This window comes from Sulfuricaulis sp. (assembly GCF_041499725.1).
In the GTDB taxonomy this organism is placed as follows: domain Bacteria; phylum Pseudomonadota; class Gammaproteobacteria; order Acidiferrobacterales; family Sulfurifustaceae; genus Sulfuricaulis.
Genome location: NZ_JBGQKW010000096.1, coordinates 1 through 9,865, shown reverse-complemented (window position 1 = coordinate 9,865; position 9,865 = coordinate 1). Strand labels below are relative to the sequence as shown.

Genomic DNA, 9,865 nt, shown 5'->3' with positions numbered 1-9,865 from the left:
TCAGGAGGCCATCATGCGCGCACTTCACTTACCGCCGACCGACAAGCTTATTGAAGCCGTCGTGTTCTTTGCGATCGTAGTTCCGATCGTGATTATTTCTATGATAGCGGTATTCGTTTTCGCCACCCGGTGAACCTGTTGAAACGTTTCATGGGTTTTCAATGAGGAGGACCATTATGCGCACGCTCCACTTACCGCCGACCGACGAGCTTCTGGAAGCGCTCGTGCTCTATGTGATCGTTATTCCGATTGTGGTTGCATGTATTATTTCAGCAGTAATTCTCATTGCTGATTGATCCTTACTATAACGTTCCACGAGCCTTGCCGGGTTGATTGGTGGCGCTCGATAGAGAAAAAGCCGCCCTATGGGCGGCTTTTATTATTTACATCCTGGATCCCCGCCTTCGCGGGGATGACAACCTAACTCAAGGATTTCCACTTTGCGTCCTTAGCTCCGTAATCGGCGCATCCATGCGCCACTTTCGCGGAGATGACATCCTTCCTCGAATCCCTGCTGCGCGGGGATGATGACTTTTAATTAAAGGAGCTAGACCCCTTTACTTTAATTTACGGGGCAACTATTTGACCAGCTGAAACTTCGTCCCCGCGACTTCGATGACGTCGCCGTCCTCCAGTATCTGACCGCCAGGCGGTACCGGTTTGTCGTTGATCCTCGGCTCGCCGGGCCCGGTCTGCGCGTGCAGCACGTAGCCATCGGGGCCGCGGTAAATTTGGGCCGGGTTTTTGCCGGGGTTGTCGAGGATGGTTTCCGTTTTCAGGAGCGGCACGCGTTTGCCCGTGTCTTTTCCTCCCACGGCGACCAGCTGTGCATGCATCGAGATGATCCGGGTCTTCTCCAGCGAGTCGTCCCGCGCGGCGCTCGCGCCCGAGCCTTTGCCGAACCCCGACGCATCCAGAGCAAGATTATCGCGATAGATCAGCTCGTGCTCACCGATGACGATCGTCTCGCCGTGCCGCAGTTCATGCTGCGTGACGCGCTCGGTCTCGATGAACGTTCCGTTCGTGCTCCCGCGATCTTCAAGGGTGGATTTGCGCCCAACCGTTTTTATCACGGCGTGAGTGCCGCTGACACTCTTGTCGTTGTTCAGCACGATGTCGCAGGTGGAATGGCGACCGATCGTCGTCTCGCCCAGTTTCAGGTTCACGTCGCCGAGTGGTTTGCTGCGGAATTTAATAACGAGTTTGCCCATGGGATGCTGATTTTCCGCTCCTGTTGGTTCAACATCAAACGAAACCGGACTAACGCTTCATTTTAGAATACAAAAGGAAACGGTGCCCCTGGCGCAAATTAAGGGGCCAGGCTCGGTTATTCCCAGACAGATCCAGCCGGGAAGCGGATCACCCCGGCCGGCTCTCGAGCAACGTGAGTTCCCAGCGGTCGGCGCGCGTGTGAACACCCGCCTTAGGCTGTTTATGTCGCATGGCTTAAGCGAATTACCATTGCGTTGACGCACTGCCGTGTTGAGCGTTACAGTGTCGCCGCGCAGGGAAGCTGGATTTCGATCCTTGCCATTTTTCAGTTCTATCCACACATTTTTTTAGGAGCATTAGCATGAAGAAGTTACTGACGAGTCTTATGGCTATTACCTTCATCGCCGGCCTGGGTTTCAGCGCCTCCAGCATGGCCATGAAGCACATGGCCGAAGCCACCGCCAAGGCCTGCAAGGACAAGAAGCCCGGTGACATGGTGAAGGTCGACGGCAAGGACGTGAAGTGCCCGGAGCCGAAGAAGGAAGAAGGCAAGAAAGAAGAGGGTAAGAAGGAAGACGGCAAGAAATATTAATTCTGTCTGTTTCTTAAAAAACGCCCCCGTTGGGGGCGTTTTTTTTGGTGAATCAAAGAGCCCAGGCTCGGTTATTCCCAGACAGATCCGGGCGGCGAGGCGGATAACCCCGGCCGGCATTCGAACAACGTGAGTTCGCGCGGCGCGCGCGTCGTGCCGTAGAAGGTAAGTGTCGGCATCGTCGCCGCGTGTCGACCCTGTCACGACGCTGACTCGGCTGCGGGCGATGATTGCGATAAAGGATTATTTTGTGGAAAGGCGGGTGTAATTGGAATCCCCGCGCAGCGGGGATGATATGCAAAACCTGTTGCTGCCCAGGGTGCAACAGAACTCGTTGCACCCGTTCGGCGGCGTGAATGTCCGCTGGGCATTCACGACAACACCGCCTCACCCCGCCTTCGCGGGGATGACAACCATAGCTATATTCACCGACGCGCGTTCGCTCAGTGGTACGAGGGCCGGACGTAATTCAGCACCTCACCGGCCAACTGATGCGAGTAGTGCGCGAGGTCGTCCACCGACAACAAGCCGGCCATGGTCTTGTCGCGGTTCAGCACGGCGAGCCGCCGGATGTGGTGTTCCTCCATCTGGCGCACGGCATCGGTTACTTTGTCGTCGCTAAAGCAGAACCATACGTCGCGCGACATGATCTCGCTCACCGTGGTGCTGGCCGGGTCGAAACCGTTGGCCATGCCCCGGCAACAGATATCGCGATCCGTAACCATGCCGATCAGCTTGCCGTTCTCCGCCACCGGCAGCAAGCCGAGTTTGAGATCGCGCATCATCTGCGCGGCCTCGCGCAACGACGCGGTAGGCAGGATGGATTCCAACTTGTGCGTCATGATTTTCTTTACCAGCATATCTATCTCCTTTGCCGCCATGGGCTGGCAACGTGGTGATATTTGAATGGAAAATCAGCGGTTGTGTCGTTGATGGCGGTCAAAATACGGCGGCATTAACTTGGTTTATCACTCAAGGAATCTGTGTGCATGAACTCACCGACAGATAAAAACGCTGGAGCAACTCTAAATAATCACTCAGAACTCTATCCCGGCAGGGCCAGCAGCAAAAACGAAATGGGGTTACGCGAATCCCCCCGTTACCGGTAAAAATCCTGGAATAGTGATGTATATTGCGCCCTGATTCGCCCGCACTTTCACTGAGGAGTAGCCATGTCACTTCTGTTTTCTGAAACTGTTCTGGGTCCGCTGAAATTGCAGAATCGCCTGGTCATGTGTCCGCTGACGCGCAGCCGCGCCATCGACAACATTCCCAACGTGCTCATGGCGCAGTACTACGCGCAGCGCGCTTCGGTCGGCCTCATCATCACCGAAGGCACGTCGCCGTCCCCGAACGGGCTGGGTTATCCGCGGATTCCGGGAATATTCTCCGCGGCGCAGGTGGCGGGGTGGAAACCGATTAACGATGCAGTGCACGCCAAGGGCGCGAAGATGTTCATGCAGCTCATGCACTGCGGGCGCATTGTCCATCCGCTCAATATGCCCGCAGGGGCACGCGTGCTGGCGCCGTCGGCGGTGGCGGCCGCCGGCGAGATGTACACCGATGCCGAAGGCTTGAAGCCGCATCCCGTGCCGCAGGCGATGACCGAGGCGGACATCAAGGCCACCATCGCGGAATTTTCCCAGGCCGCGAAAAACGCCATCGCGGCTGGATTTGACGGCATCGAGCTGCACAGCGCCAACGGCTATCTACTGGAGCAGTTCATCCGCCCGAACTCGAATCAGCGCACCGATCGTTACGGCGGCACGATCGAGAACCGCGCGCGCTTCGTGCTCGAGGTGGCCGAGGCGGTGATCGGCGCGATCGGCAAGGACCGGGTCGGCATACGGCTCTCGCCGTTTGGGGTGTTCAACGACATGCCGCTGTACGCGGCCATGGAAGCGGATTACACCTATCTGGCGCAACAGCTCAACGCCCGCGGGCTGGTCTATATCCATCTCGTGGATCATTCGCCGCAGGGCGCGCCGCCGGTGCCCGATTCCATGAAGGCGGCTATCCGGAAGGAGTTCAAGCGCGCTCTGATTCTCTCCGGCGGTTACGATGCCGCGCGCGCCGAGCGCGACCTGGCCGCGGGCAAGTGCGATCTGGTTGCCGTCGGGCGGCCGGTTTTGGCTAACCCAGACCTGGTGACCCGGTGGAAAACCGGTGCGGTGTTGAACGCGCCGGACAGCACGACGTTCTATACGCCGGGGCCGAAGGGATATGTCGATTATCCGGCGATGAACGCGTAGGGAAGCACAAGCTGGAGAGAAAAGCCGCCCTTCGGGCGGCTTTTGTTATTTAAGACCTGGATTTTCGCCTTCGTGGGAATGACACCTGGCTTCATGTCCAGCCAATACGCGCTCTAGCACGGCCTGGGCCTGGGCCGGGGTGACACCGTACATCGCATTGAGTTCTTCCGCGGTTTTGGTTGTATTCACCCGGTAATGGATTTGTTCGTTAAATTGAATCGCGATCGTCTCGCCCGTTGTCGGCAGGGTGGCAAAAGCGATACCGGGAAAATCGGAACTGGTCATTTTTTTTTGCATGGCGATGCTCCTGATTGTATGAGACATGATCTCTTCATGTGATCATGGGTTTTATTCTTAAACCACGGCGAGCAGCGGCCGCGGCTGTAAACTCATTCAGCATAGGTTAGGTTTGCTACATTGACCAGGCAGGATGTGATTAGTTTCAGGCGTCCGACCAGGCGTTAACGGCTATCGACGGACGGGCGCCCCAACCAAGTTCATAATCGACCTTCCCTGAAACGGCTGAGCCTGTTGAGTCCAGGGGTCTTCAGGGGCTTGGCAGCCCAGGCGGGGCCTTCAACTACCGGCCGCCGTTGCATTGGCGTTGCCTTAGCGCTTATCGTCGCCTGCATGTCACGTTCACGCACCGCCCGAACCGCTTCCCGGAAGAAACGCAAGAAGCGCCGGCGCCGCTCCCGCCTCGCGATCTTTTGGCCGGGCGCGCGGCTGCGCCGGCGTGCGCTACGGGCGCTGCTGGCCGCGCCGCTGGTGGTTCAGCTCATCATCGTCGGCGTCGTCGTTCTGGCGCTCTGGTCCGCGACCAACTGGGCGTACCAGGTCGTCCGCAAGCCGGCCGAACTGTTCTTTCCCGTGAGCGATGCGCTCTCCAAAACACCGTCCGAGACGTGGCGGCAGTACGAGCCGATCTTCCACGCGCATTCCACCGCCGTCATCACGCCCGATCTTTTGGCCGCGCTTGCCCAAGTCGAGGGCATGGGCAATCCGGTGGCCCGGACGTACTGGCGGTGGCGTCCGACGTGGGATCTCTTCGAGCTGTACCGGCCGGCGTCGAGCGCGGTCGGCATGTACCAGATCACCGATGCGACGTTCGTCGAGGCGAAGCGCTACTGCATTCATGACCACGTCGTGGTCGAAGACGGACCCTGGAACGCACTGGAATCGTGCTGGTTCAATAGTCTCTACACGCGTGTCGTGCCGACCCACGCCGCCGAGCTGACGTCCGCCTACCTGGATCGTCGCGTCGCGAGCACGCTGGAACGGAACCGAATCGCCGGCGCCACGCTTTCGCAGCAGCAAGACCTGGCCGCCTTGATCCACTTGTGCGGCGCCGGGGCGGGCGACGCCTACGCCAAGCGCGGTTTTCGGCTGACCGCCGGCCAGCGTTGCGGCGATCACGACGTCCGCGGCTATCTCGCGCGGGTCAACGCGATGAAGCGCGTGTTCACCCGGCTGGCGACCATCGTGCGGCGCGCGGAATAAGGCTTTAAGACGAGCAACTCACTTCAATCTGGCGCGCCCCATCCGGCGGAGGGTCGGCATACTGTGTCATCGACGGATGATCTTCAAATGGGGCATGTAAAATCGTCAGCAAGCGATCGATTTCAGCGTAATCCCCGCGCTCCGCTTTTTCGATGACCATCTGCGCCAGATAATTGCGCAAGACATACTTCGGGTTGACGCTCCGCATGGCTTGTCCGCGCGCGCCATCGCTTTGGGCGTCGGTGCGCAGGCAGGCACGGTAATCCGCCAGCCAGCGATCGAAACGCGCACGGTCGACGAACTTGTCGCGCAGCGGCGTGATGGCCTGGCCGCCATCGCGTTCCACTTCGCCTAAGGCGCGGAACAAAAGCGTGTAGTCCACGCGGCTTTGCTGCATCTGATCCAACAGTTCCTTGAGCAATGCCGGCATGCGTGGGTTCACGTCTTCGAAGCCGAGTTTTTGCGCCATCAATCGCTGATAGTGCTCCGTGAAGCGCGCCGAATAGCTGTCGAGCGCGGCTTTGGCGGCGTCGACCTCGATCAGCGGCAAAAGCGTCTGGGCCAGGCAGCTCAGATTAAAAAGTCCGATCCGGGATTGTTTGTCGAAAGCATAACGACCGTGGTGATCGGAATGATTGCAGATGAGTCCGGGCTGGTAGGCCTCCATGAAGCCATAAGGTCCATAGTCCAGGGTCAAACCCAAAATCGACATGTTGTCGGTATTCATCACGCCGTGGGCAAAGCCGACCGCCTGCCACTGGGCCAGCAGGCGCGCGGTGCGCTCGACGACGGTTTGCAGGAAGCACGGGTAACGATCCGGTTTTTCCGCGAGATCCGGATAATGCCGGGCGATCACGTAATCGGCCAGCAGGCGCAGGTGATCGAGCTGTTCGCGGTAGTAAAGCACCTCGAAGGAACCGAAGCGCACATGCGAGGGCGCGAGCCGGGTCAACATGGCGCCGGTCTCGATACGCTCGCGATGAACCTCATCCTCGCTGCCGACGAGACACAGCGCGCGCGTGGTGGGAATGCCCAGGCCATGCATGGCCTCGCTGCACAGATATTCCCGGATGCTGGAGCGCAACACCGCGCGGCCATCCGCGTCGCGGGAATAGGGCGTCAGGCCGCTGCCTTTGAGCTGAATCTCCCATTTCTCGCCACGCGCATTGGTTGTCTCGCCCAGGAGAATGGCGCGACCGTCGCCAAGCTGGGGTACGTAGTGCCCGAACTGATGGCCGGCGTAAAGCATGGCGATCGGATCCATGCCGGGCAGTTTATGGTTACCGCTGAATACCTCGACAAACCGCGGGTCGTGTTGCACGGCCGGATCGAGATCGAGCAGCGCCGCCGCCTTCGCATTGAAGTGAATTAATGTCGGCTTGGTCTGGAATGGCGTCGGCGCGACGCGCGAGTAGAAAACGTCTGGCAAGGCGGCAAAGGAATTGCTGAACGGTAGCGTCTGGAGAGAATGCATCATGCGTTGGATCGGCGGATCGGGGAGGGGATTGTAGGGCCAATGTATTGGCGAAATCCAGCCGAGAGGAAGGTCGCTGGATTCGTTGAGAAGAAAGATAATGAGGCGGCAATGAAGGAGCGGATAAAAACGGGGTACTGAAACAAACACGCCTCCACCACCGTCACGAAAGGGTGCCGTAAAATTTCCTTTCGCCTGCTTTCCTTTTGATCATTATTAATTGTAGTTGTTAACCGGAGGGATCATTAACTCAATGATTCCCCTTTGAATTTCCCGTTGGTGTTGAAGCAAATACCCTACAAAAAAAGAGTTTCTGGCGGGTTGCGAAAGCGCGGCTATTGTTGGGGCATCTAGTACTGCAAGGAGATACTTATGTTTAGTTTTCTCGACGACTTCAAACCCTATGGGCATTGGCTGCTGAGGATCGCGCTGGCAAGCGTGTTCGTCATTCATGGCATTGGCAACTTCATGAACATGACCGGATTCGCGACGGCCATGCACGTTCCACACTTTGTGGCCGTGATGCTCGTGCTCGCCGAAATCGGCGGCGGTATCCTGGTGCTGTCCGGGAGTTTTCTCGACGAGTGGATGACCCGCTTGGGGGCATTGTTGCTGGTCCCTGTTGTGCTCATCGTCATGTTCATGACGCAATCGGGAGATATGGGCTTCACCCTCTCCAAGGTCCATGTGATGAGTGGCATGGAATATTTGATCGTCATGCTTCTGGTCTCGCTGTACGTGCTGTTAAAGGGAAATAAGACATAACGGTTGGGCTGACCCCTAAGCTGTTATTTCATTTTTTTCAACTCCCGCCCCATGTCATGGGCGGGAGTTTTTTTTGCCTTCGCGCCAAGCGGCTCAGGTTGTCCGGGCGGTGGCCCGGCGTTACTATGGTGTTACCTGAACGACTTGGAGTCCTTCCATGGCCGTCGCCACCATACTATGAAGCAATTGAAACACGAGACAGAATTGGTCAAAGCTGCGATCCTCGCCGGCATGAAGTATGGGGAAGACCGGGGCGCCGTCATCTTCGAGCCGACGGATTCGGCCAGCGAAAAAATCCTGTTTATCTACCGGCTGCTGGTTCACGATAAAGCCATTCAGGCTCTACCGGAAGATCAGGTTTCGCAACAATCCATGCGGCACAAACTGGCCATCTGGTACTCCAAGCAACTGCCGAAGGATCATCCGCTTTTAAAATAATTCTTCTGGAGAACTATCCATGACGATCTCAATGTACCAAGCCTCGGTGCCGGTGTTCATCCGGATGTTGAACAATCTCATTGGGATTCTGGAAAAGGCCGCGGCCGATGCCGAAGCCAGGAAAATCGACCCCGCGGTATTGATCAACAGCCGCCTGTACCCGGATATGTTTCCGCTGTCGCGCCAGGTACGTATCGCCGTGGACGCGGCCGCCGGCGGCGCGGCACGGCTGGCGGGGATGGAGCCGCCGACGAATGAGAACAATGAAACGACGTTTCCCGAGCTGATCGAGCGCATTCGCAAGACGATCGCTTACCTCAACACCTTCAAGCCCGGACAGATCGACGGTTCGGAAAAAAGGGCGGTCACGCTCAAGGTCCGCGACGATACGCTCACGCTCGATGGGCTGACGTTCTTGTTGAATCGCGTGCTGCCCAATTTTTATTTTCATATCACCACCACCTACGGCATTTTGCGGCATAACGGGCTTGAAATCGGCAAGAAAGATTACCTGGGAAAATTCTAGCCGCAGAACCCAGGGCGGCCCGGATCGCCATTTCCGCAGGCGCGATGTTAAACTTCTTCCACCGTAGCCGGTTTTTCAGGAGGGACCCCGGTGCAAGCTGACCCACACGTCGCTGATATTGCCCACATCATCCAGCTGGCCGTGGCCCCGGTTTTTCTACTTTCCGGAGTCGGAGTGACACTCACGGTGCTGACGAACCGCCTGAGCCGGATTGTCGACCGCGCCCGCGTGCTGGAAGAGCGCCTGGTCGCCGCGTTGGAACCCGCCAAGGCCGGACTGCACGCCGATTTGCACACCCTCGCTCGCCGCGCCCGTTTCATCAACTGGTCCATTACCCTGACGACGAGCTGCGGCCTGCTGGTCTGCTTGGTGATCATGGCCCTGTTCGTGGGGTATTTCCTGCGCCTGGATCTCTCGGAGTCGATCGCGGTGTTGTTTATCGTGGCTATGCTGGCGTTTGTCGTGGCGTTCGTGAGCTTCCTGCGGGAGATATTCCTCGCCACCGGCAGTCTGCGCATCGGTCCGTATTAAGATCCGGTCATGGACGAAATGGCAGTGTGATCTAATAGTAAGAATCGGCACATGTTCATCAACCCGAGTCAGTCGATTGACAAGTAGCGGTAATACAAAAACTTTCAGATACTTTTTTATTTTCAATGCAAGGAGACAGCATGACAATTTCCAAACTTCAGCTAACAGCACGTTTCATCGGGACGATTGTAGTTATTGCCACCATCACCGTTGCTGCTTGGCAGCGGAACTCAGAGGCCGCGCCCTCAGCGGACACGGCGACCATGCCCGCGGCGAAAAAATCCTCCACCAACGTGGGGACATCCCTCAAGGTGACGGTGTCGCTGAGCCCCGCGGTGGCCAAACAAGCCGCGCCGGACGACGTGGTGTATGTCTTCGCGCGCGCCGTGAACGGCCCGCGCATGCCGTTGGCGATCGTGCGCAAACAGGTCAAGGACCTGCCTGCCACCATCGTTCTGGAAGACAGCCAGGGCATGGGCCAGGGAATGACCTTGTCGAGCGCCCCCGAGGTGATCGTGGTGGCGCGTGTCTCCAAGTCCGGCATGGCTAACGCGCAAAATGGCGACCTGGAAGGC

General features: G+C 57.9%; 11 protein-coding genes and 1 pseudogene. 8 read left to right on the top strand and 4 right to left on the bottom strand.

The features are described 5' to 3' along the window. Window positions 1–578: 578 nt before the first annotated feature. Window positions 579–1,211, bottom strand: coding sequence for an FHA domain-containing protein (locus tag ACC569_RS12815; protein ID WP_372523923.1), 633 nt, complete (start codon window positions 1,209–1,211; stop codon window positions 579–581). A gap of 362 nt (window positions 1,212–1,573) precedes the next feature. On the opposite strand from ACC569_RS12815, the gene ACC569_RS12810 reads away from it, so the two are divergent. Then, window positions 1,574–1,804 (top strand): hypothetical protein, encoded by a 231-nt coding sequence (locus tag ACC569_RS12810; protein WP_372523922.1) that lies wholly within the window; start codon window positions 1,574–1,576, stop codon window positions 1,802–1,804. Between the two features lie 443 nt (window positions 1,805–2,247). Here the strand turns inward: ACC569_RS12810 and ACC569_RS12805 are convergent, their stop codons facing one another. Beyond that, complete coding sequence (locus ACC569_RS12805; RefSeq protein WP_372523921.1) at window positions 2,248–2,664, bottom strand: CBS domain-containing protein; 417 nt, start codon at window positions 2,662–2,664, stop codon at window positions 2,248–2,250. 312 nt (window positions 2,665–2,976) lie between these two features. Between ACC569_RS12805 and ACC569_RS12800 the strand changes: the two genes are divergently transcribed. Next, window positions 2,977–4,056 carry an alkene reductase gene (locus tag ACC569_RS12800; RefSeq protein ID WP_372523920.1) on the top strand — a complete coding sequence of 360 codons (1,080 nt, stop codon included), beginning with the start codon at window positions 2,977–2,979 and terminating at the stop codon, window positions 4,054–4,056. A 45-nt stretch (window positions 4,057–4,101) separates the two neighbouring features. On the opposite strand, the gene ACC569_RS12795 is transcribed toward ACC569_RS12800, so the two are convergent. Further along, window positions 4,102–4,353: a hypothetical protein gene (locus tag ACC569_RS12795; protein ID WP_372523919.1), complete on the bottom strand. Its 252-nt coding sequence runs from the start codon at window positions 4,351–4,353 to the stop codon at window positions 4,102–4,104. Between the two features lie 333 nt (window positions 4,354–4,686). On the opposite strand from ACC569_RS12795, the gene ACC569_RS12790 reads away from it, so the two are divergent. After that, a complete protein-coding gene (locus ACC569_RS12790; RefSeq protein WP_372523918.1) occupies window positions 4,687–5,556 on the top strand; it encodes a lytic transglycosylase domain-containing protein in 870 nt (289 codons plus the stop codon). Between the two features lie 4 nt (window positions 5,557–5,560). Here ACC569_RS12790 and ACC569_RS12785 read toward each other — a convergent pair whose 3' ends face one another. Next, the gene (locus ACC569_RS12785) at window positions 5,561–7,030 is read right to left on the bottom strand and encodes a YdiU family protein (RefSeq protein ID WP_372523925.1); all 1,470 of its coding nucleotides are present in this window, start codon (window positions 7,028–7,030) and stop codon (window positions 5,561–5,563) included. 372 nt (window positions 7,031–7,402) lie between these two features. Here ACC569_RS12785 and ACC569_RS12780 point away from each other — a divergent pair, with 372 nt between their 5' ends. The 5 genes and pseudogenes from ACC569_RS12780 to ACC569_RS12760 all read left to right on the top strand — a co-directional run. Then, window positions 7,403–7,795: a DoxX family protein gene (locus ACC569_RS12780; RefSeq protein ID WP_372523917.1), complete on the top strand. Its 393-nt coding sequence runs from the start codon at window positions 7,403–7,405 to the stop codon at window positions 7,793–7,795. 177 nt (window positions 7,796–7,972) lie between these two features. Continuing rightward, complete coding sequence (locus ACC569_RS12775) at window positions 7,973–8,233, top strand: DUF5062 family protein (protein WP_372523924.1); 261 nt, start codon at window positions 7,973–7,975, stop codon at window positions 8,231–8,233. A gap of 19 nt (window positions 8,234–8,252) precedes the next feature. Further along, window positions 8,253–8,759 (top strand): DUF1993 family protein, encoded by a 507-nt coding sequence (locus ACC569_RS12770; RefSeq protein WP_372523916.1) that lies wholly within the window; start codon window positions 8,253–8,255, stop codon window positions 8,757–8,759. A gap of 90 nt (window positions 8,760–8,849) precedes the next feature. Further along, window positions 8,850–9,290 (top strand): DUF2721 domain-containing protein, encoded by a 441-nt coding sequence (locus tag ACC569_RS12765; RefSeq protein ID WP_372523915.1) that lies wholly within the window; start codon window positions 8,850–8,852, stop codon window positions 9,288–9,290. Between the two features lie 140 nt (window positions 9,291–9,430). Further along, window positions 9,431–9,865 (top strand): annotated as a pseudogene (locus ACC569_RS12760) (hypothetical protein); the annotation flags it as partial.

Excerpts from the sequence above, each read along its gene's own strand:
- ACC569_RS12815 (WP_372523923.1), bottom strand. The coding sequence starts at position 1,211 with ATGGGCAAACTCGTTATTAAATTCCGCAGCAAACCACTCGGCGACGTG.
- ACC569_RS12810 (WP_372523922.1), top strand. The coding sequence starts at position 1,574 with ATGAAGAAGTTACTGACGAGTCTTATGGCTATTACCTTCATCGCCGGC.
- ACC569_RS12805 (WP_372523921.1), bottom strand. The coding sequence starts at position 2,664 with ATGCTGGTAAAGAAAATCATGACGCACAAGTTGGAATCCATCCTGCCT.
- ACC569_RS12800 (WP_372523920.1), top strand. The coding sequence starts at position 2,977 with ATGTCACTTCTGTTTTCTGAAACTGTTCTGGGTCCGCTGAAATTGCAG.
- ACC569_RS12795 (WP_372523919.1), bottom strand. The coding sequence starts at position 4,353 with ATGCAAAAAAAAATGACCAGTTCCGATTTTCCCGGTATCGCTTTTGCC.
- ACC569_RS12790 (WP_372523918.1), top strand. The coding sequence starts at position 4,687 with ATGTCACGTTCACGCACCGCCCGAACCGCTTCCCGGAAGAAACGCAAG.
- ACC569_RS12785 (WP_372523925.1), bottom strand. The coding sequence starts at position 7,030 with ATGCATTCTCTCCAGACGCTACCGTTCAGCAATTCCTTTGCCGCCTTG.
- ACC569_RS12780 (WP_372523917.1), top strand. The coding sequence starts at position 7,403 with ATGTTTAGTTTTCTCGACGACTTCAAACCCTATGGGCATTGGCTGCTG.
- ACC569_RS12775 (WP_372523924.1), top strand. The coding sequence starts at position 7,973 with ATGAAGCAATTGAAACACGAGACAGAATTGGTCAAAGCTGCGATCCTC.
- ACC569_RS12770 (WP_372523916.1), top strand. The coding sequence starts at position 8,253 with ATGACGATCTCAATGTACCAAGCCTCGGTGCCGGTGTTCATCCGGATG.